The sequence below is a fragment of the Micrococcus sp. 140720015-1 genome (assembly GCF_053627595.1).
In genome coordinates, this window is sequence record NZ_JBSEYC010000005.1 from 222320 (window position 1) to 242796 (window position 20477).

Consider the following 20477-nt stretch of genomic DNA (forward strand, 5'->3'; position numbering starts at 1 on the left):
CTACCGAGGCTCAGCCGCCCACGAGGGCCGTCACCTCGGCGCGCAGCACCTCGAGCCGCTCGGCGGCCGCGGCCGGGTCGGCGTCCCTGGTGCCGAGGTAGCACTTGAGCTTCGGCTCGGTGCCGGAGGGGCGCACGAGCACGCGGGTGCCGGAGTCGGTGGCGAACAGCAGCGCGTCCGTGGGCGGCAGCCCGTCCCCGCCGGCGGCCAGGTCCCGGCGCACGGTGACCGGCTCGCCCGCGAGCGTGGCCGGCGCCTGCTGACGCAGGGCCGTCATGGTGCGGGCGATCAGGGACAGGTCCGCCACGCGGACCGAGACCTGGGCGCTGGGCATGGCGCCGGTGACCGCGTCGACGTCGGCCAGGGCGTCCGTCAGGCCGCGTCCCTGCGCCGCGAGGGCGGCGGCCAGCTCCGCGGCCATGAGGGCGGCCGTGATGCCGTCCTTGTCCCGCACCATGTCCGGGTCCACGCAGTAGCCGAGGGCCTCCTCGTAGCCGAAGCCGAGGTCCGGGGCGCGGGAGATCCACTTGAAGCCGGTCAGCGTGACGTGGTGCGTCACCCCGTTCGCCTCCGCCAGGGCGGCCAGCTGCGGGGAGGAGACCACGGAGTTCGCGGCGCTGCGGCCCGCCGCGTGCAGGGCCGGCATCGCGTGCGCGCCCAGCAGCGTCCCGACGGCGTCGCCCGAGAGCATCCGCCACGTGCGGACGCCGTCCGCGTCGGTGACGGGCGCGGCCAGGGCCAGGCGGTCGGCGTCGGGGTCGTTGGCGATCACCAGGTCCGCGTCCACCTCGGCGGCCAGGGCGAGGGCGAGGTCCATCGCCCCCGGCTCCTCCGGGTTGGGGAACGTGACCGTGGGGAAGGCCGGGTCCGGGTCGGCCTGCTCGGCCACCACGTGGACGGGGCCGAAGCCGGCGTCCTCGAGCAGGCCCGGGACCACGGCGCCGCCCACCCCGTGCAGGGGCGTGTAGACCACGCGCAGGTCGCGGTGGCCGTGCCGGTCGTCGTCGAGCACGCCGAGGGCCGCCGCGCGGTAGGCCTCCAGCAGGTCCGGCCCGGCCACGGTCCAGCCGTCGTCGGCGAGCGGGATGTCCGCGGCCCACGCCGCGTGGTCGATGCGGGCGGCGATCTCCGCGTCCGCGGGGGAGACGATCTGCGCCCCCCGACCCGCCTCGTCCGTGAGCCGCCCGCCGAGGTAGACCTTGTAGCCGTTGTCCGCGGGCGGGTTGTGGCTGGCCGTGACCATCACGCCCGCGTCCGCGCTGAGATGGCGCACCGCGAAGGCGAGCACCGGCGTCGGCAGCGGGTCCGGCAGCAGGACGGTCTGCACGCCCGCGGCCGTCAGGACGGCGGCCGTGTCCGCGGCGAAGGCGGCCGAGCCGCGCCGCGCGTCGTACCCGACGACGGCCAGCGGCGGGGCCGCGTCCCGTCCGACACCGTCCCACAGGTGGGCGGCCAGACCCGCCGCGGTGCGGCGCACCACGAGCCGGTTCATGCGGGACTCGCCCGGGCCCTCCTCGGCGCGCAGGCCGGCGGTGCCGAAGGCGAGCGGCCCGGCGAAGCGGGCGGCGAGCACCGCCCGGGCGGCCGCGGCCTCCGGGCCGACGCCGGCGGCCGCGTCGAGCTCGGCGCGCAGGGTGTCCCGGTGCGCGGGATCGGGGTCCTCCGCCGCCCACCGCTCAGCCCGGCCGAGGACGTCCTCCGGGAGCGCGGCGACGTCGTCATGCGGGGGATGCGCGGACATCAGAGCCGCCCCACGATGTCCGCGAGCAGGCGCGCGATACGCGGGCCGGCGGCCTGACCGGCCTCGACGACCTCGGCGTGGGACAGCGGCGTCTCCGAGATGCCGGCGCCGAGGTTGGTCACCAGCGAGATGCCGAACACCTCCAGCCCGGCGTGACGAGCCGCGATCGCGTCCAGCGCCGTGGACATGCCGACGAGATCGCCGCCGAGGGTGCGCGCCATCCGCACCTCGGCGGGGGTCTCGTACTGCGGGCCGGCGAACTGGACGTACACGCCCTCGCGCAGGGACGGGTCCACCTCGCGGGCGATCGCGCGCAGCCGCGGGGAGTAGAGGTCGGTCAGGTCCACGAACGTGGCGCCGGCGAGCGGGGTGGCGCCGGTGAGGTTGATGTGGTCCGCGATCAGGACGGGGGTGCCCGGGGCGATCTCCGGGTCCAGGCCGCCGCAGCCGTTGGTCAGCACCACGGTGCGCGCCCCGGCGGCAGCGGCGGTGCGGACGGTGTGCGCCACGGCCTGGGCGTCGCGGGACTCGTAGAAGTGCGTGCGCGAGCCGAAGACGAGGGCGTGCGTGCCGTCCGGCAGCCGGACCGAGCGGATCACCCCGTTGTGACCGGGCACCTTCGGGGCGTGGAAGCCGGGCACCTCGGCCAGCGGCACGGCGGCGACCTCGTCGCCGATCAGGCCGGCGGCCTCGCCCCAGCCGGAGCCGAGGACGACGGCGACGCGGTGCTCCGCCACACCCGTCGCCCGGGCGATGGTGTCGGCGGCCGCGCGGGCCTCGGCGAAGCCCGGATGGTCGCCGCTCAGGGGGGAGTCGGGGGAGGGGATGCTGGTCTGGTCGGTCACGTCGTGGAGTCTAGGCGGTGTCCCGTGGGCGCAGGCTAGGACTTTCCCGTCCGCGGCGGACACAATGGAGCCCGTGACCGAGGAAAACAGCACCTTCATCCCGTCCCTGACCATCATCGGCGGCGGCCCCGGCGGCTACGAGGCCGCCATGGTGGCCGCGAAGCTGGGCGCCCGCGTGACCCTGGTCGAGCGCCAGGGGTTGGGCGGCGCGGCCGTCCTCACGGATGTGGTCCCCTCCAAGACGCTGATCGCCGCCGCCGACTCGATGCGCCGCGTGGGCGCCTCCGTGGACCTGGACGTCGACCTCGGCGGGGCCGACGTCCACGCGGACATGGGCCAGGTCGGCCGCCGCATCCTGAACCTGGCCCACGAGCAGTCCTCGGACATCCGCGCGGGCCTCGAGCGGGTCGGCGTCCGGGTGATCGACGGCGTGGGCCGCGTCGTCGGCCCCCACGAGGTGTCCGTCCGCGCCCTCGACGACGCCGACGCCGGCGCCGAGCCCGAGATCATCACCTCGGACGCGATCCTCGTGGCCGTCGGCGCGAGCCCCCGCGAGCTGCCCACCGCCGTCCCGGACGGCGAGCGGATCTTCAACTGGAAGCAGGTCTACAACCTCAAGGAGCTTCCCGAGCACCTGATCGTCGTGGGCTCCGGCGTCACCGGCGCCGAGTTCGCCTCGGCCTACAACCGCCTCGGCGCCAAGGTCACCCTCGTCTCCTCGCGTGACCGCGTGCTCCCCGGGGAGGACGCCGACGCCGCCGAGCTGCTCGAGAAGGTCTTCGAGGACAACGGCCTCAGGGTGGTCTCCCGCTCCCGCGCCGAGGCCGTCGAGCGGACCGAGACCGGCGTGCGCGTGCACCTCTCCGGCGAGGGCGCCGAGGACACCCCGTCGATCGAGGGCTCCCACGCCCTCGTCGCCGTCGGCGGCGTGCCGAACACGGCGGGCCTCGGCCTCGACGACGTGGGCGTGAAGCTGGCCGACTCCGGCCACGTGATCGTGGACGGCGTCTCCCGCACGTCCGTGCCGAGCATCTACGCGGCGGGCGACTGCACGGGCAAGCTCGCCCTCGCCTCGGTGGCGGCCATGCAGGGGCGCATCGCCGTCGCCCACCTGCTCGGCGACGCCCTCAAGCCGCTGCGCCCGCACCTGCTGGCCTCGAACATCTTCACCTCGCCGGAGATCGCCACCGTGGGCGTCACGCAGGCGCAGGTGGACTCCGGCCAGTACCAGGCGGACGTGCTGCGCCTGGACTTCCACACCAACCCCCGCGCCAAGATGTCCGGCGCGGAGGAGGGGTTCGTGAAGATCTTCGCCCGTCAGGGCTCCGGCACCGTGATCGGCGGCGTGGTGGTCTCGCCGCGCGCCTCCGAGCTGATCTACGCGCTCGCGCTCGCGGTCACGCACAAGCTGCACGTGGACGACCTCGCGGACACCTTCACCGTGTACCCATCCATGTCCGGGTCGATCGCGGAGGCGGCACGCCGCCTGCACGTGCGCATCTGACCCAGAGACGACTTTCGGTCGTGAGACAGGGCCTATCTCACGACCGAAAGCGTCCATTCCCCCGATGTCACGTTCGACAGTGCGGGCGGGGGCGCGGGGGGAGCGCCGGGGGCCGGCCGGGGTCAGCGCGCGGCGCGGCGCTCCCGGGCCGAGGTGACGGTGTCGAGGTCCGCGTGCCGGGTCTCGGGGGAGAGCGCCAGCGCGATGACGGTGATCGCCGAGGCGGCGGCCAGGTAGTAGCCGACGTAGGAGACGTCGAACTTCTGCACCAGCCAGGCGGCGATGAACGGGGTCAGCGCCGCGCCGAGGATCGAGGACACGTTGTACGCGATGCCGGAGCCGGTGTAGCGCGTGTTCGTGGGGAACAGCTCAGGCAGCACCGCGGACATCGGCCCGAAGGTCAGGCCCATGAGCGTCATGCCCGTGGCCAGGAACGCCAGCATCAGCGGCACGTTCAGCTCCGCGCCCACGCCCATGTTCTCCGGCGAGAGCCACAGGCCGAACGAGAGGCCGAACAGCACCATGAGCACCGAGATCACGATCAGGGTGGGGCGGCGGCCGAAGCGGTCCGCCAGCAGGCCGGAGACCGGCACGAACGCCGCGAAGAACAGGATGCCGACCAGCTGCAGCACGAGGAACTCGGCGTAGGGGACACCCAGGAAGCCGTTGGCCGGCTTGCCGATCGCGTAGGAGAGGATCCACGTGGTCATCAGGTAGAAGAGCACGTAGGTGGCGTACATGACGAAGGTGCCCAGGATCAGCTCCCACCAGTTGCGGCGGAACACCTCGCCCAGCGGCGCCTTCACGCGCTGGTCGCGGTCGAGGGCGCGCTGGAAGACCGGGGTCTCCTCGAGCTTGACGCGGACGTAGAGGCCCACGGCCACCATCACGATCGAGAGCAGGAACGGCACGCGCCACACCCACGTGAGGAACGGGCCGTCGAGCACCGGGCTCGTGGAGTCGTGGTCGAAGCCGAGCACGAGCGCGAGGAACAGGCCGTTGGCCAGCAGGAAGCCGATCGGCGCGCCGAGCTGCGGCCACATGGCCGCCTGCGCGCGCTTGCCGTCCTTCGCGTACTCCGTGGCCAGCAGGGCGGCGCCGGACCACTCGCCGCCGAGCCCCAGACCCTGGAAGAAGCGCAGCAGCGTCAGCATGGCCGGCGCCCACAGGCCGATCTGGAAGTACGTGGGCAGCAGGCCGATGAGGAACGTGGCGATGCCCATGGTCAGCAGCGAGCCGATGAGCGTGGTCTTGCGGCCCACGCGATCGCCGAGGTGGCCGAAGACGACGGCGCCCAGCGGCCGGGCGACGAACGCCGCGCCGAAGGTGGCCATGGAGGCCAGCAGGGCCGTGTTGTCGTCGCCGCCCGCGAAGAAGATCAGCGGGAAGACCGAGACGGCGGCCGTGGCGTAGATGTAGAAGTCGTAGAACTCGATCGACGTGCCCACGAGGGAGGCGATGATGACCCGCGAGCGGGGCACCTCCTCCGCGGCGGCGACCGCGTCCGATGTGAGATCGGTGGTGGCGGTGGGGGCGTCCGGGTTCGCGGGCGGGGTGGAGTGGGACATGGTGTCTCCCTGGTATGACGGGCACAGGGGGTCGCGAGCGACCACGATGTGAGACGAAGATGCGTGTCAGGTTAAGCCTCGTCGCACCGATCCGCGAGAGTCATGTCCCCGTCGTCCACCATGTGGAACCAGCCCACGACGCCGGCGCTCCCCGCCGTCGTCGCCGGCGGCTCACTCCGCGTCGGCGATGGTGGCGATCACCGTGCCGGCCGTGACCGTCTGACCCGGCTCGACCTCGAGCCCGCTGACGACGCCCGCGCGGTGGGCCGCGAGCGGCTGCTCCATCTTCATGGCCTCCACGACCACGATCAGGTCGCCCTCGGCCACGGTCTGGCCGTTCTCGGCGGCGACCTTCACCACGGTGCCCTGCATCGGGGCGGTCAGCGCGTCCGTGCTGACGGCCGCGGCCACCGGTGCGCCGCGCTTGCCGCGGGGCCGGCGTCGTCCCGCACCGGCCCGCTGGGCGGCGCCGGAGATCGTGTGCAGGGCCTCGCCCCACGTGGGCAGGGTGACGTCCACGCGCTTGCCGTTGACCTCCACGGTCACGGTGTGGCGCGCCTCGCGGGGGGCCGGCTCGGCCGGGGTGAGGGCGCTCGGCTCGATGTGGTTCGCGAACTCCGTCTCGATCCACCGGGTGTGCACCGAGAACGGCTCCTCCGAGCCGGCGATCTCGGGCGCGAAGGCGGGGTCGCGCACCACGGCGCGGTGGAAGGGCAGCACCGAGGGCATGCCGACGATCTCGGCCTCGCGCAGGGCGCGGGCGGCACGCTGCAGGGCCTGGCGGCGGTCCGCGCCGGTGACGATCAGCTTGGCGGCCATGGAGTCGAAGGCCCCGGACACGGTCTCGCCCTCCACCACGCCGGAGTCCACGCGCACGCCCGGGCCGCTGGGCATGCGGAACGTGGTGAGCCGGCCGGGGGCGGGCAGGAAGTTGCGGCCCGGGTCCTCGCCGTTGAGGCGGAACTCGATCGAGTGGCCGCGGGGCTGCGGGTCCGTGTAGCCGAGGGCCTCGCCGCGGGCCAGGCGGAACTGCTCGCGCACGAGGTCGATGCCGGTGATCTCCTCGGAGACCGGGTGCTCCACCTGCAGGCGCGTGTTCACCTCGAGGAAGGAGATGGTGCCGTCCTGGCCCACGAGGAACTCGCACGTGCCCGCGCCGACGTAGCCGGCCTCCTGCAGGATCGCCTTGGAGGACTCCACGAGGCGGGCGTTCTGCTCGTCCGTGAGGAACGGCGCCGGGGCCTCCTCCACGAGCTTCTGGTTGCGGCGCTGCAACGAGCAGTCGCGGGTGGAGATCACGACGACGTCGCCGTGCACGTCCGCCAGGCACTGCGTCTCCACGTGGCGCGGCTTGTCCAGGAAGCGCTCCACGAAGCACTCGCCCCGGCCGAACGCGGCCACGGCCTCACGGACCGCGGACTCGTAGAACTCGGGGATCTCCTCGCGCGTGCGGGCCACCTTGATGCCGCGGCCGCCGCCGCCGTAGGCCGCCTTGATGGCCACCGGCAGGCCGAACTCGTCCGCGAACGCGACGACCTCCTCCGTGCCGGTCACGGGGGAGGTGGTGCCCGGCGCCAGCGGGGCGCCGACCTTGGTGGCCAGCTGGCGGGCCGAGACCTTGTCGCCCAGCCGGTCGATCGCCTCGGCGGGCGGGCCGATCCACACGAGGCCGGCGTCGGCCACGGCGCGCGCGAAGTCCGCGTTCTCGGAGAGGAAGCCGTAGCCGGGGTGCACGGCGTCCGCGCCCGCGCGCTCGGCGGCGTCGAGGATCTTGCCGATCACCAGATAGGAGTCGGCAGCGGTCTCCCCGCCGAGGGCCACGGCCTCGTCCGCGAGCGTCACGTGCAGGGCGTCCCGGTCCGGCTCGGCGTAGACGGCCACGGAGGTCAGCCCCTCGTCCTGGCAGGCCCGGATGATGCGCACGGCGATCTCGCCGCGGTTGGCGATCAGCACCCGGGAGAACCGGCGCTCCGCCGCGGGGTCGACGGGCGGGACGACCGAGGCCTGCGGTGCGTCGGCGATGCTCATGGGCGATGGACTCCTCGGACGATCATGACTGGGGGTGCGGGCGCCACGTCCGGGGTCGTGCCCCTCACCCAGTGGGGCGAAGGGCGCGGGACGGCGCCGACTCTGACCAGCACCCTACTCGTTGTGGCGGAACCCTCCGAGGCACGCGGCCCTGTCGCGCCGGATCAGCGCTGCGCGTTGGAGGGTTCCCACAATCGGGTGAACTCCTGGCCCAGGGCCGCCGCGGCCCGCCGCAGCCACCCCACGGACAGCCCGATCACCGCGTTGGGATCCCCGTCCACGCCGTCCACGAGGGCCGCGCCCGCGCCGTCCACCGTGAACGCGCCCGCGCAGTGCAGCGGTTCGCCCGTGGCCACGTAGGCCTGGATCTCAGCCTCGGTGACGGCGCCGAAGCGCACGACGGCGGACACCACACCCGCCTCCGCGGCCATCCCGGACCCGGCCCCGGGCTCCGGCAGCACCAGGCCCAGCCAGTGGCCCGAATGCAGCACACCCTCCCGGCCGGCCTGGGCGCGCCAGCGCTCGACGGCGACCTCGGGCTCGTAGGGCTTGCCGTGGGCGCGGCCCTCGAACTCGAACACGGAGTCGCAGCCGAGCACGAGCGTGGGCGTCTCGACGCCGGCGGCCGCCACACGGGCGGCCACGTCGCGTCCCTTGGCCTCCGCCAGCAGGCCCGCCAGCTCCGCCGGCGACGAGTCGCCCGCCGCCGCGCCCACGGCCGCCTCGTCCACCCCCGAGACGACGACGCGGAACGGCACCCGCGCCCGGGTCAGGACCTCCGCCCGGCCGGGGGAGGCCGAGCCGAGCACCAGCCGCAGGCCCGTGCCGGGGCCGGCCGCGCCGTCGTCGTGCGGGATCACGCGAGCGCCTCCCGCAGGGTGTCCAAGCCCATGCCACCCAGGCGCAGGGCCCGGGTGTGGAAGGCCTTGAGGTCGAAGTCGGCGCCCTCGGCCTGCTCGTGCTCGGCGCGGATCTGCTCCCAGATGCGCTGGCCCACCTTGTACGCCGGCGCCTGCCCCGGCCAGCCGAGGTACCGCGTGAACTCGAAGCGGCGCTGGCCCTCGGAGATCATCAGGTGCTTGGCCAGGAACGCGTAGCCCTTCTCCGGCGTCCACGCGCCGCCGCCCTCGGACTCGGGGGCGTCGAAGCCGCAGTGGTAGCCGATGTCGAACACGACGCGGGCCGCGCGCATGCGCTGCATGTCCAGCATGCCGAGGTGGTCGCCCGGGTCGTCGAGGAAGCCGAGCTCCTCCATGAGCTTCTCCGCGTACAGCGCCCAGCCCTCGCCGTGGCCGGACGTCCAGCAGAAGCTGCGGCGCCACAGGTTGAGGTTCTCCCGGTTCATCATGGCGGTGGCGATCTGCAGGTGATGGCCCGGCACGCCCTCGTGGTAGACCGTGGTGGTCTCCGCCCACGTGGTGAACTCGTCCTCGCCCGGGGGCACGGACCACCACATGCGGCCGGGCCGGGAGAAGTCGTCCGAGGGGCCGGTGTAGTAGATGCCGCCCTCCTGGGTGGGGGCGATCATGCACTCGAGCCGGTCCATCGGGGCCGGGATCTCGAAGTGCTCCTTCATGGCCTCGACCGCGTCGTCGGACAGCCGCTGCATCCACGTGCGCAGGGCCTCGGTGCCCTTCAGGGTGCGCTCCGGGTCCGCATCCAGGATCGCGCGCGCCTCCTCGATCGTGGCGCCCGGCCGGATGCGCTCGGCGTCCGCCTGCTGCGCGGCGATGATGCGGGCCAGCTCCTCCTGGCCCCAGCGGTACGTCTCCTCGAGGTCGATCTCGGCGCCGAGGAAGACGCGCGAGGCCAACCGGTAGTAGTCGATCCCGACGCCGTCCGCCTCCGGGGCGTGCGGGCGCAGCTCGGCCTCGAGCGTGTCCGCGAAGTCGCGGTAGGCCTGCGCGGCGGTGTCCGCGCCGGAGCGGATGCGGGCGGCCAGGGCGTCGTCCACGACGTCGGCTGCCTCGGCCCGCTCGACCAGGCCCGGGAAGAACCCGCCCGCGGCGCCGTGGGCGCGGGCCTGCTCCACCACGATGTCCACCTGGCGCACCGCGGCCACGTGGCCGGCGTCGCGGGAGGCGAGCAGGGACTCGGTGTAGCCGCGCAGGGCGGCCGGCAGGTTCTCGAGGCGGCCGGCGATGTGGCCCCACTGCTCCGCGGTGTCCGTGGGCATGAGGTCGAAGACCGCGCGGATGCCCTGGGCGGGGGAGGCGATGTTGTTCAGTTCGGTGCGGCCGGTCGCGTGGATCTCACGCTCGAGGCCGATGCGCTCCTGCATGGCCGCCTTCGTGACGCGGTCCGTCTCATCCTGCGGCTCGAGCGCGGCCAGGTCCTCGAGCAGGCGGGCGTTGAGCTCGTCGTCGGCGCGGGCGCCGGCGGGGGAGAAGTCCGTGTACTCGGTCTCCCGGCCCGGGAAGCCGAGCTCGGTGGCGGTGTCCGGATGCAGGGCGAGGAGGTCGGTCACGTAGCGCTCGGCGAGCGCGTCGATGGCGGACGGGGTGCGGGCGCCGTCGGCGGCCTGGGAGGTGTGCTGGGTCATACCGGCACTCTAGGCGCTGGCGCCCGCCCGTCGGGTCACTGCGGGCCCGCGCCCTGACGCCACTGGCCGCGGCCGGGCCGGGCCCACAGGCCCAGGTCACCGCGACGGCGGAGCGTGCGGTCCAGGGGACGGGGATCGGCGGCCTCGGCGGCGAGCCGGGCGGCTTCGGCCCGAGCCGCGGCGGCCGCCTCGAGGACGGCGGCCAGCGCGGCCATCTCCTCCGGCTCCAACTCGGGGCCGCTGAGCTGCAGCGGGTCGGCCGACGCCGGCGTGGCCTGCGTGGACTCGTCGTTCTCGTCCGGGGCGCCCGGACCCAGCGGGGCGCTCACAGCGGCATGTTCCCGTGCTTCTTGGCGGGGCGGGCCTCGCGCTTGTGCAGGGTGGCGCGCAGGGCGCGGATGAGCTGGCCGCGGGTGGCGTGCGGGGGCACCACGGCGTCCACGTAGCCCAGCTCGGCGGCCTGGTACGGGTTGAGCAGCTCGGCCTCGTAGTCGGCCACGATCTCGGCCCGGCGCGCGTCGACGTCGCCGCCCGCCTCCGCCGTCGCCTTCAGGTCGCGCCGGTACAGGATGTTCACGGCGCCCTGGGCGCCCATCACGCCGATCTGCGCGCTCGGCCAGGCCAGGTTCAGGTCCGCGCCGAGCTTCTTGGAGCCCATCACGATGTACGCGCCGCCGAAGGCCTTGCGCGTGATCACGGTCAGCTTCGGCACGGTGGCCTCGGCGTAGGCGTAGATCAGCTTGGCGCCGCGGCGGATGATGCCGTTGAACTCCTGGTCCGTGCCGGGCAGGAACCCGGGCACGTCCACGAGGGTGATGATCGGGATGTTGAACGCGTCGCAGAAGCGCACGAACCGCGCGGCCTTCTCCGAGGCGGCGATGTCCAGGGTGCCGGCGAACTGCAGCGGCTGGTTCGCGACGACGCCCACGCTCATGCCGTCCAGGCGGGCCAGGCCGGTGATCACGTTGGGCGCGTACAGCTCCTGCAGCTGCAGCAGGTGGCCCTCGTCCACGATCGAGGCGATGACCTCGAGCATGTCGTAGGGCTGGTTGGCGGAGTCCGGGACGATCCCGTCCAGGGCGAGGTCCTCGTCCGTGGGCTCCGGGTCCGCGGCCTCGAAGGTCGGGGCCTCCGCGAGGTTGTTGGAGGGCAGCAGCTCGAGCAGCTCCTGGACGTAGGCGATCGCGTCCTCCTCCGAGGAGGCCATGTAGTGGGCGGTGCCGGAGGTGGCGTTGTGCGAGCGGGCGCCGCCGAGGGTCTCCATGTCCACGTCCTCGCCTGTGACGGTCTTGATCACGTCCGGGCCGGTGATGAACATGTGCGAGGTCTGGTCCACCATCACCACGACGTCCGTCAGGGCCGGCGAATAGGCCGCGCCGCCGGCGGAGGGGCCCATGATCAGCGAGATCTGCGGGATCATGCCCGAGGCGAGGACGTTGTTCCGGAAGATGTCCGCGAACTGGGCGAGGGAGGCCACGCCCTCCTGGATGCGTGCGCCGCCGCCGTCGAGGATGCCGATCACGGGGCAGCCGTTGCGCGCGGCGAACTCCTGGACCTTCACGATCTTCTGTCCGTTGCGCTCGGAGAGCGAGCCGCCGAACACGGTGAAGTCTTGGGAGTAGACGGCCACCTGGCGCCCGTCCACGGTGCCGAAGCCGGACACCAGGCCGTCGCCGGCCGGGTGTTTGGCGTCCATGCCGAACGCGGTGGTGCGATGCACGGCCAGCGCGTCCAGCTCCACGAAGGAGCCCTCGTCCAGGAGGAGGTCGATCCGCTCGCGCGCGGTGTGCTTGCCGCGAGCGTGCTGGCGCTCGACGGCGTCCGGGCCGCCGGGCGCGGCCGTCGCCTCGAGCCGCCGATGCAGGTCGGCCAGCCGGCCGGCCGTGGTGGTCAGATCGGGATCGGTCACACGTCCTCCTTGTGGTGGTCCGCCAGATGCGGAGGCTCAGTCGGCCAGTGTACGGGCCGCTGCGGATGCCCTCGGTTGGAGGAAGCCCACAAACGGCGAGGACGTCGGCCCGGGTCGCTCCTCCGCGCGCCCCGGCGGCGGATCAGCCCGCCCAGCCCGCCCCCGGGAACGCCGTGTATATCTAGGGGCATGCACCCCGACGACGCCCCCACACCGGATCTGACCTGGCTGGACTCCGCCGGCTCCACGCAGGATGAGCTCCTCGCACGGCTGGACCGCGAGGGGCACCGGCACGGTGCGGCCGTGGCCACCGCGGACCAGCGGGCCGGCCGGGGACGGCACTCCCGGGTGTGGAGCGCCGCGCCGGGGGCGGCGCTCGCCCTGTCCGTGTACCTGCGTCCCGAGTCCCGCGGGGTGCCGGTCTCCCCGGCCCACCTGAGCTGGCTCTCGCTCGTCGCCTCCGCCACAGTCGCCGAGCGCCTCGCGGCCCGGGGCGTCCCGACGCACGTGAAGTGGCCGAACGACGTGCTCGCCACCGACGGGCGCAAGCTGTGCGGCGTGCTGGCCACGGTGGCGCTGTCCTCGGACGGCAAGGGGCCCGGCGTCGTCGTCGGGATGGGCGTGAACCTGGACCACCGCGGGGCCGCCCCGGTGGACACCGCCACGGACCTGGGGGAGTGGATCGGCGCGGACGCCGTGCCCGCGCCCCGGGACCTCGCGGTCGAGCTGCGCGACGCCGTCGTGGCGGCCGTGGACCGCTTCGCGGCGGGCGTGGCGGGGCAGACGGCGGCCGTCGACGGGCGTCACCCGGCCGTGGCGGCCGTGGCGGACCGGCTCTCCACGCTGGGCCGCGCGGTGCGCGCCGAGCTGCCCGGCGGCGGCGTGCTGGAGGGCACGGCCGTGGGCCTCGGCCCCGGCGGCACCCTGCGCGTGAGGCACGTCACACCGGACCGTGGCACAATCGAGACCGAGGTCAGTGCGGGGGATGTGGCCCACCTGCGCGGAGACGTCCATCGCGGCGCATGACACACCCGTCCCGGTCAGGAGGTGACCGCCGTGCGACTCGAGCCCGGTGAGCAGGTGATGGTCCGCACCCGCACCCACCCGCGCGCGCTGCTGCGCCCCGCCGCGGTCCTCGTGGCCGTCGCGTTCCTGCTCGGCCTCGCCGCCGGCGTGCTCGCACGCCCCGACCTGCCCGGGATCGTCGCCGCGAACCGCGCCGTGCTCGAGGCGGCCGCGTGGGTGGTCGCGGCGCTCGTCCTGCTCCCCGGCACCGTCCGCCCGCTGTGGCGCTGGGTCTTCCGGCGCACCGTGGTCACCGACCGCCGCATCCTCCAGCGCGCCGGCGTCGGCGGCTCCGGGGCCGCCATGCCGCTCGTGTCCATCGCGGACGTGCAGCGGCGCCGCCGCGGCTCGGGCGCCGGAGACCTGCACATCCTCTTCCAGGAGCCCGCCCGCCAGGTCCACTGGCGGCTGCGCGACGTCCCCGAGGCCGCGCGCTTCGAGGAGGCCCTGGCCCACCTCACCCGCCAGGCCCGCACCAGGACCTGGCCCGCCCCCGTCCCGACAGGAGACCTCCGATGAGCCGTCCGGAGACACCGGACACCGCACCGCTGCCGATCGTCCCGCCGGCCGAGGACGAGACCGCCCGCGACGCCGAGGAGCGGTCCGCCGAGCCCGCCGGCTGGACGAGCGCGATGCGCACGCTCGACGCCGGCCTGGTGGTGGGCCCGCGCGCCTACACCTCGCGGGAGGTGGCGCGGCGCCTCGGCGTCTCGATGGTCTCCGCCCGGAAGATCTGGCGTGCGCTGGGCTATCCGACGTCGCCGGAGGGGCACAAGGCCTTCACCGAGGCGGACATCGAGGCGTTCGAGTCCGTGCTCACGCTCGTGCGCTCGGGGACGCTGAACGAGGACACCGCCATCTCGCTGGCCCGGTCGATCGGGCAGATGACGGACCGCATGGTGGTGTGGCAGATCGAGGCGCTCGTGGAGGACAAGATCGCCTCCGAGGACCTGACGGACCCGGAGGCGCGGCGGGCCGTCGTGGACATGCTCCCGGACATGGTCGGACCGCTCGAGAAGGCCATGCGGATCGTCTACCGGCGTCAGCTCAACCGCGCCGTACAGCGCCTGACCGTGCGCGTGGAGGCCGGGCTGGCGGCCAGCGCCCGGGGCCGCGACGGCTCCGAGTCGGACGCGCCGCTGCCGCTGGCCCGCGCCGTCGGCTTCGCGGACATGGTCTCCTACACGACGCTCTCCCGGACCATGGACGACCGGACGCTGGCCCGCATGGTGCTGCGCTTCGAGTCCCTCGCCGCGGAGACCATCTCCGCCGGCGGCGGCTGGCTCGTGAAGACCATCGGCGACGAGGTCATGTTCAACGCCGAGACCCCCGAGGCCGGTGCCGCGATCGCGCTCTCCCTGGCCGAGACCATCGCCGCGGACGAGGAGCTGCCCTCGGCGCGCGTCGCCCTGACGTGGGGACGGGTGCTCTCGCGCATGGGGGACATCTACGGGCCCACCGTGAACCTCGCCGCGCGGCTGACGTCCCTGGCCGATCCGGGTACCGTGCTCGTGGACGCCATGACCGCTGCGGCCCTGTCCCGGGACGAGCGCTTCGTGCTCGTCCCGCAGCCGCCCAGGATCGTCCGCGGGTTCGGAGAGGTCCGCCCCTCCCTGCTCATGGACGGGTCGGCCCAGACCCTGCTCGCCGACTGATCGAGGACCCCGTGGACCCCCGCCCCGAGACCCCGTCCGCGCCGCGACCCCAGGCCGCCGGCGCCACCCACGTGGGCGCCGTCCGCGACCTGAACGAGGACGCGTGGACCCTCGTCGGGGAGCCGCTGGTGCTCGCCGCCGTGGCCGACGGCATGGGCGGGCACGAGGCCGGCGAGGTGGCCTCGGCCGCCGCGATCGAGACCCTGCGACGCCGCGCCCCCGAGGTGCTCGCCCCGGGCACGGCCCACACGCCCGAGGAGCTCGGCCACCTGATCCACGAGGCGGACGCCGCCGTCGTCGAGGCCGGGCTGGGGCGCTCCGGCACCACCCTGACCGTGCTGGCCTGCCTGGACACGGAACGTGGCCGCTGGGCCGTCGCGAACGTCGGCGACTCCCGGGTGTACCTGCGGCCCGTCGGCTCGCCGGTGCTCCAGCAGCTCACGGTGGACCACTCCGCGGTCCAGATGCTCGTCGACGCGGGGGAGCTCACCCCCGCCGAGGCCCGCGTCCATCCCCGCCGCAACGTCATCACCCGTGCGCTCGGCTCGCGCGAGGCGCTCACGGTGGACGTGGCCGAGATCCCCCTCGCCTCCGGGGACCTCGTCCTGCTGTGCAGCGACGGCCTGACCGGCGAGCTGCTGGACGAGGAGATCCGCGCACTGATCGACGACGCCGGCACCCTCGAGGACGCCCTCGAGAAGCTCATCGGCGCCGCTCTGTGGCGCGGCGGCCGGGACAACGTCACGGCGGTGCTCGTGCGCATCCCCTGACCCGGGTGCGCCGTCCGGGACGCCGACTACGCTGGGCCGGGTGAGCACCCCCAAGGAATCCGCCGCCCAGCCCGATCCGCAGGACATCCCCGCCGCGGACCTGCGGGAGGAGTACGAGGACCTCGTGGAGCGGGTCCGCGCCGCCCGGACCGCCTACTACCAGCGGGACGCCCCGGAGATCTCGGACGCCGAGTACGACGTGCTGTACCGCCGCCTCGAGGACCTCGAGGCCCTGCACCCCGAGCTCGTGGCCAACGACTCGCCCACGCAGGAGGTCGGCGGCGAGGTCTCGGAGGCGTTCGCCCCCGTTCGGCACGGGGCCCGCATGTACTCGCTCGAGGACCTGTTCTCCGTCGAGGAGCTCGAGGTCTGGTTCCGCCGCGCGGCGCAGGCCCTGACGCAGGTGCGGCCGGGCGTGGCGCCCCGCTGGCTCGTGGAGGTGAAGATCGACGGGCTCGCCGTCGCCCTGCGCTACCGGGACGGGCGGCTCGTGCAGGCCGCCACCCGCGGCGACGGCGTCACGGGCGAGGACGTCACCGCCAACGTGCGCACCATCGGGGACATCCCGCACGAGCTCTCCGGCGAGGGCTGGCCCGCCGAGTTCGAGGTGCGCGGCGAGGTGTTCATGTCCTCCGCCGCCTTCGCCGAGCTCAACGCGCGTCGTGCGGAGGAGGGCCAGCCGCCGTTCGCGAACCCGCGCAACGCCGCCGCCGGTGCCCTGCGTCAGAAGGACCCGGCGGTCACCGCGCAGCGCCCGCTGGCCATGTTCGTGCACGGCGTCGGCTCGGTCGAGGCGTTCGGGCTGGAGTCCCAGCACGAGGTGTACGACGCGCTCGCGGGCTGGGGCCTGCCCGTGAGCCCCTACACCCGCCGGGTGGAGGGCGCGGACGAGGAGGCGTTGGCCGCCGTCGTCGCGGTGATCGAGGAGTACGGCCGGCGCCGGCACGAGCTGATCCACGAGATCGACGGCATCGTGCTGAAGGCGGACGCGTTCGCGGACCAGCGCTACCTCGGCCACACCTCCCGCGTGCCCCGCTGGGCCGCGGCGTACAAGTACCCGCCGGAGGAGGTGCACACGCTGCTGCGGGACATCGCGGTCTCGGTGGGCCGCACCGGGCGGGTGACCCCGTTCGCGGTGATGGAGCCGGTCACCGTGGCCGGGTCCACCGTCTCCCTGGCCACCCTGCACAACCAGGACGTGGTCAAGGCCAAGGGCGTGTTGATCGGGGACACCGTGGTGGTGCGCAAGGCCGGGGACGTGATCCCCGAGGTCGTGGGCCCCGTGCTGCCGCTGCGCGAGAAGGCGATCGAGGCGGGCCGGGAGCTGCGCGAGTTCGTCATGCCCGCGCACTGCCCCTCGTGCGGCACGGCGCTGGCCCCGGCCAAGGAGGGGGACGTGGACCTGCGCTGTCCCAACGCCCGCTCCTGTCCGGCCCAGCTGGCCGGCCGCGTCGAGCACCTGGCCAGCCGCGGCGCGTTCGACGTGGAGGCGCTCGGCGAGGAGGCCGCCCGCTGGCTCGTCCAGGGCCCCGGCGAGGACCCGGCCGAGCACGAGGGACACGTGCGGCCCGAGGGTCCCGGCCCCATCACGGCGGAGGCGCAGATCTTCGACCTCGCCTCCGGCACGCCGGAGGAGATCACGGGCCCGCGCGGCGAGGACGGGCTGACGGACCTGCAGCGCTCCCTCGGCGCGGTGCGGGTGTGGCGCGAGGGCCGCACGAAGGTGGACGGCCGCATGGTGCCCTCGGGCGTGTTCACGCTCAAGCCGTACTTCTTCACCGCCGGCACCGCGAAGAGACCGTCCGCGCCCACGGCCAACACGCTGCGCCTGTTCGACGAGCTCGAGAAGGCCAAGTCCCAGCCGCTGTGGCGCACCCTCGTGGCGCTGTCCATCCGACACGTGGGCCCGACGGCGGCCCGCTCGCTGGCCACGGCGTTCGGCTCGATGGCGGCGCTGCGCGCGGCGGCCGAGGCCGGCGACCGGGACCGGCTGGCCGAGATCGACGGCGTCGGCCCGATCATCGCGGACGCGCTCATCGAGTGGTTCGCCGAGGACTGGCACCGGGAGATCGTGGACCGGTGGGCCGCGGCGGGCGTGGTCATGGAGGACGAGCAGGACGAGTCCACCCCGCGCACGCTCGAGGGCCTGACCGTGGTGGTCACCGGCTCGCTCGAGGGCTTCTCCCGCGACTCCGCGAAGGAGGCGATCCTCGTGCGCGGCGGCAAGGCCTCCGGGTCCGTGTCCAAGAAGACCGACTTCCTGGTGGCCGGCGACGCCGCCGGCTCCAAACTGGACAAGGCGCAGTCCCTCGGCGTGCCCGTGCTGGACGAGGCCGGGTTCACGGCGCTGCTGGCCGGCGGCCCGGACGCCGTGCGCCCGGCGGACACGGACGACGCCACCGACGACGCCGCAGACGGGGAGGCCTCGGCATGAGCGCGCGCACCACGGTCCCGGGCCTGCTCGTGGTCGCCAAGGCCGCCGCGCGCGCCGGCGCGGACGTCCTGGCCCGGCGCTGGACCGGTCACCACCCGGCCGTCCCGCTGGGCATCGAGGAGATCGGCGCGCAGACGAAGTCCTCCGGCTCCGACTGGGTCACCGACTACGACCGCCGCGCCGAGCAGGCCGTCCGGCAGGTCATCGCCGGCTACCGCCCCTCGGACGAGATCACCGGAGAGGAGTACGGCGCCACCCTTCCGGCCGAGCCGTCCGGGTACCGCTGGTCCATCGACCCGCTGGACGGCACCACCAACTTCGTGCGCGGCCTCCCGCAGTTCTGCACCTCGGTGGCCGTCACCGGCCCGGCGGACACCGAGACCGCCGACCTGCTGGGGGTGGCCGAGGGCAGCGAACGCTGGCTGGCCGGCGTCGTGGCGGCGCCCGCGCTGGGGCGCACCTGGTTCGCGAGCGCGGGCCGGGGCGCCTTCAGCACCGCGGACGCGACGACGGCGGGCGTGGACGTGCCCGACCGGGACGCCGCCCCCGTGCGGCTCACCGGTCCCGTGCCCGGCCGCTCGGGGCGGCTGCTCGCCACCGGCTTCGGGTACCAGCCCCAGCGCCGCCGGCTCCAGCTGGCCGCGCTCGAGGCACTGCTGCCGACCTTCGGGGACGTGCGGCGGATCGGCTCGGCGGCACTGGACCTGTGCATGGTGGCCGACGGCACCCTGGACGCCTACGCCGAGTACGGCACGCAGGAGTACGACTGGGCGGCCGGCGCGCTGATCGCCGAGGAGGCCGGCGTGCCCGTCACCCGCCCCGCCTCCGGCGACGGCGCCGCCCACCCGGACTGGATGGTGGCCGGTGACGTGGACCCCGCGGCCCTGGCCCGCGCGAGGGAGGCGGTGGCGTGAGGCGGCTGCTCGGCCACCCGTGGGCCTACCCGGCGGTCTTCATCGGCGCGGGGATCGCGTTCGCGGCCTGGGGCACGGCACGGCAGAACGTCGCCGTGATCGTGTCCGCGGTGCTGATGGTCCTGCTGATGCTCCCGTACCTGCGCGCCACCCGCGTGCGCTCGCGGCCCTTCGCGCAGGCGCAGGGCACGCTGGACGCGGGCGGCGTGGTGGTGTTCTGGCGGCCGGGCTGCCAGTACTGCATGACGCTGCTCAAGGTCCTCACCGCCGAGGAGCGGGACCGCGTGCATTGGGTGAACATCTGGCAGGAGCCGGAGGCGGCGGCCGCCCTCGAGGGGCTGCACGAGGCGCGCGACGGCCACCCCCACCAGGCCGTGCCCACCGCCTGGCTGCGCCGGCGCGACTACGTCGTGGCCACGGACGCGACCCGCGCCCGCCTGAAGGACACGCTGCGCCAGCACGCCGGAGGCGACGCATGAGCCCCCTCGTCCGCCCGCTGCGCCCCGAGGACCACGAGGCGGTCGCCGAGCTCACCCTGGCGTCCTATGTCGACGGCGGCCACATCGCCCCCGACGACGCCTACGTGAAGACCCTCATGGACGTGGCCGACCGGGCCGGCCGCGCGGAGGTGCTCGTGGCCGAGGTCGACGGCGAGGTGGCCGGGTCCGTGGTGCTCACCCCGCCCGGCTCGCCCCTGGCCGAGACCTCCGGCGACGGGGAGTACGAGTTCCGCATGCTCGCCGTGCACCCGCGGTTCCACCGCCGCGGGGTGGGCGGCGCCCTGCTGGCCGAGATCGTGGCGCGGGCCCGCGCCGAGGAGGGCGTGGACGCCGTCGTGCTGACCACCATGCCCTCCATGACCGACGCCCACCGGATGTACGAGCGCGCCGGCTTCGTGCGCGTCCCGGAGCGGGACTGGCTCCTCGCGGACGTGGTGCCGGACCTCGACCCGGCCGACGAGACCGGCCCGTTCCTCGTCTACCGGCTCGCGCTGGACTGACCCCGGGCGGGACATCGGCGCCGGGACCCCATTCGGGGCGGGAAATCCCTGTCATGCGGGCCCGGGGAGCCGTGGTGGGGTGGATTTCCCGCCCCGAAGTGGTGGCGGCAGCCGGGCAGGCCCCGGCACTAGACTCGACCCCGATGTGGCCGCCGCCGCGCCGGCGTCGTCCACCCCGCCCCGACCCGTCACACGAGGAGATCCATGCCTGAGATCACCCGGGATCAGGTGGAGCATCTGGCTCGCCTGGCCCACATCCGGATGACCGACGAGGAGCTGGACACGATGTCCGGCGACCTGGAGAAGATCCTGGAGCACGTCTCCGCGGTCCAGGCCGCCGCGGGCGACGACGTGACGCCGACGTCCCACCCCATCGCGTTGGAGAACGTGTTCCGCGAGGACGTGCCGGCCGGCATGCTCACGCAGGAGGAGGCCCTCGACCAGGCGCCGGACTCCGAGGACGGCCAGTTCAAGGTCCCCGCCATCCTGGACGGAGAGTGAT

General features: G+C 74.3%; 18 protein-coding genes. 10 read left to right on the forward strand and 8 right to left on the reverse strand.

Annotated elements, in window-relative coordinates; genetic code table 11:
• Window positions 1-10: 10 nt before the first annotated feature.
• A complete protein-coding gene (locus tag ACUXPL_RS10155) occupies window positions 11-1741 on the reverse strand; it encodes a phospho-sugar mutase (protein ID WP_454183651.1) in 1731 nt (576 codons plus the stop codon).
• Window positions 1741-2586, reverse strand: coding sequence for a purine-nucleoside phosphorylase (locus ACUXPL_RS10160; RefSeq protein ID WP_454183653.1), 846 nt, complete (start codon window positions 2584-2586; stop codon window positions 1741-1743). Before ACUXPL_RS10160 ends, ACUXPL_RS10155 begins: the two co-directional genes overlap by 1 nt.
• A 73-nt stretch (window positions 2587-2659) precedes the next feature.
• Here ACUXPL_RS10160 and ACUXPL_RS10165 point away from each other — a divergent pair, with 73 nt between their 5' ends.
• A complete protein-coding gene (locus tag ACUXPL_RS10165) occupies window positions 2660-4090 on the forward strand; it encodes an NAD(P)H-quinone dehydrogenase (protein ID WP_454183655.1) in 1431 nt (476 codons plus the stop codon).
• 122 nt (window positions 4091-4212) lie between these two features.
• On the opposite strand, the gene ACUXPL_RS10170 is transcribed toward ACUXPL_RS10165, so the two are convergent.
• The 6 genes from ACUXPL_RS10170 to ACUXPL_RS10195 form a co-directional block, all read right to left on the reverse strand.
• Window positions 4213-5658, reverse strand: a complete 1446-nt coding sequence (locus ACUXPL_RS10170) for an MFS transporter (protein ID WP_454183657.1) — start codon at window positions 5656-5658, stop codon at window positions 4213-4215.
• 171 nt (window positions 5659-5829) lie between these two features.
• Window positions 5830-7686: an acetyl/propionyl/methylcrotonyl-CoA carboxylase subunit alpha gene (locus ACUXPL_RS10175; RefSeq protein ID WP_454183659.1), complete on the reverse strand. Its 1857-nt coding sequence runs from the start codon at window positions 7684-7686 to the stop codon at window positions 5830-5832.
• Between the two features lie 164 nt (window positions 7687-7850).
• Complete coding sequence (locus ACUXPL_RS10180; protein ID WP_454183661.1) at window positions 7851-8546, reverse strand: Maf family protein; 696 nt, start codon at window positions 8544-8546, stop codon at window positions 7851-7853.
• On the reverse strand, window positions 8543-10228 hold the full coding sequence (locus tag ACUXPL_RS10185) for a DUF885 domain-containing protein (protein WP_454183663.1): 1686 nt from the start codon (window positions 10226-10228) through the stop codon (window positions 8543-8545). The genes ACUXPL_RS10180 and ACUXPL_RS10185 overlap by 4 nt, the downstream gene beginning before the upstream one ends.
• 35 nt (window positions 10229-10263) lie before the next feature.
• Window positions 10264-10557, reverse strand: a complete 294-nt coding sequence (locus tag ACUXPL_RS10190; protein ID WP_269295440.1) for a hypothetical protein — start codon at window positions 10555-10557, stop codon at window positions 10264-10266.
• Window positions 10554-12137: an acyl-CoA carboxylase subunit beta gene (locus ACUXPL_RS10195; protein WP_454183665.1), complete on the reverse strand. Its 1584-nt coding sequence runs from the start codon at window positions 12135-12137 to the stop codon at window positions 10554-10556. Before ACUXPL_RS10195 ends, ACUXPL_RS10190 begins: the two co-directional genes overlap by 4 nt.
• A 189-nt stretch (window positions 12138-12326) precedes the next feature.
• Between ACUXPL_RS10195 and ACUXPL_RS10200 the strand changes: the two genes are divergently transcribed.
• From ACUXPL_RS10200 to gatC, 9 genes are all read left to right on the forward strand, one after another.
• Window positions 12327-13163: a biotin--[acetyl-CoA-carboxylase] ligase gene (locus ACUXPL_RS10200; RefSeq protein WP_454183667.1), complete on the forward strand. Its 837-nt coding sequence runs from the start codon at window positions 12327-12329 to the stop codon at window positions 13161-13163.
• 30 nt (window positions 13164-13193) lie between these two features.
• Entirely contained in the window at window positions 13194-13721 is a 528-nt protein-coding gene (locus ACUXPL_RS10205) for a PH domain-containing protein (RefSeq protein WP_454183669.1), read from the forward strand.
• Entirely contained in the window at window positions 13718-14857 is a 1140-nt protein-coding gene (locus ACUXPL_RS10210; protein ID WP_454183671.1) for an adenylate/guanylate cyclase domain-containing protein, read from the forward strand. The genes ACUXPL_RS10205 and ACUXPL_RS10210 overlap by 4 nt, the downstream gene beginning before the upstream one ends.
• Window positions 14858-14868: 11 nt before the next feature.
• Window positions 14869-15627, forward strand: a complete 759-nt coding sequence (locus ACUXPL_RS10215; protein ID WP_454183673.1) for a PP2C family protein-serine/threonine phosphatase — start codon at window positions 14869-14871, stop codon at window positions 15625-15627.
• Between the two features lie 40 nt (window positions 15628-15667).
• Entirely contained in the window at window positions 15668-18061 is a 2394-nt protein-coding gene (gene ligA / locus ACUXPL_RS10220) for an NAD-dependent DNA ligase LigA (protein WP_454183675.1), read from the forward strand.
• A complete protein-coding gene (locus ACUXPL_RS10225) occupies window positions 18058-18975 on the forward strand; it encodes an inositol monophosphatase family protein (RefSeq protein WP_454183677.1) in 918 nt (305 codons plus the stop codon). Before ligA ends, ACUXPL_RS10225 begins: the two co-directional genes overlap by 4 nt.
• A complete protein-coding gene (locus tag ACUXPL_RS10230) occupies window positions 18972-19454 on the forward strand; it encodes a thioredoxin family protein (RefSeq protein ID WP_454183678.1) in 483 nt (160 codons plus the stop codon). Before ACUXPL_RS10225 ends, ACUXPL_RS10230 begins: the two co-directional genes overlap by 4 nt.
• A complete protein-coding gene (locus ACUXPL_RS10235) occupies window positions 19451-19975 on the forward strand; it encodes a GNAT family N-acetyltransferase (protein ID WP_115165263.1) in 525 nt (174 codons plus the stop codon). Before ACUXPL_RS10230 ends, ACUXPL_RS10235 begins: the two co-directional genes overlap by 4 nt.
• 204 nt (window positions 19976-20179) lie before the next feature.
• Window positions 20180-20476, forward strand: a complete 297-nt coding sequence (gene gatC / locus ACUXPL_RS10240) for an Asp-tRNA(Asn)/Glu-tRNA(Gln) amidotransferase subunit GatC (RefSeq protein WP_002854348.1) — start codon at window positions 20180-20182, stop codon at window positions 20474-20476.
• Window position 20477: the final 1 nt, after the last annotated feature.

Coding starts and splice junctions, on each gene's coding strand:
- ACUXPL_RS10155 (WP_454183651.1), bottom strand. CDS start 1,741: ATGTCCGCGCATCCCCCGCATGACGACGTCGCCGCGCTCCCGGAGGAC.
- ACUXPL_RS10170 (WP_454183657.1), bottom strand. CDS start 5,658: ATGTCCCACTCCACCCCGCCCGCGAACCCGGACGCCCCCACCGCCACC.
- ACUXPL_RS10175 (WP_454183659.1), bottom strand. CDS start 7,686: ATGAGCATCGCCGACGCACCGCAGGCCTCGGTCGTCCCGCCCGTCGAC.
- ACUXPL_RS10185 (WP_454183663.1), bottom strand. CDS start 10,228: ATGACCCAGCACACCTCCCAGGCCGCCGACGGCGCCCGCACCCCGTCC.
- ACUXPL_RS10200 (WP_454183667.1), top strand. CDS start 12,327: ATGCACCCCGACGACGCCCCCACACCGGATCTGACCTGGCTGGACTCC.
- ACUXPL_RS10210 (WP_454183671.1), top strand. CDS start 13,718: ATGAGCCGTCCGGAGACACCGGACACCGCACCGCTGCCGATCGTCCCG.
- ACUXPL_RS10225 (WP_454183677.1), top strand. CDS start 18,058: ATGAGCGCGCGCACCACGGTCCCGGGCCTGCTCGTGGTCGCCAAGGCC.
- ACUXPL_RS10235 (WP_115165263.1), top strand. CDS start 19,451: ATGAGCCCCCTCGTCCGCCCGCTGCGCCCCGAGGACCACGAGGCGGTC.
- gatC (WP_002854348.1), top strand. CDS start 20,180: ATGCCTGAGATCACCCGGGATCAGGTGGAGCATCTGGCTCGCCTGGCC.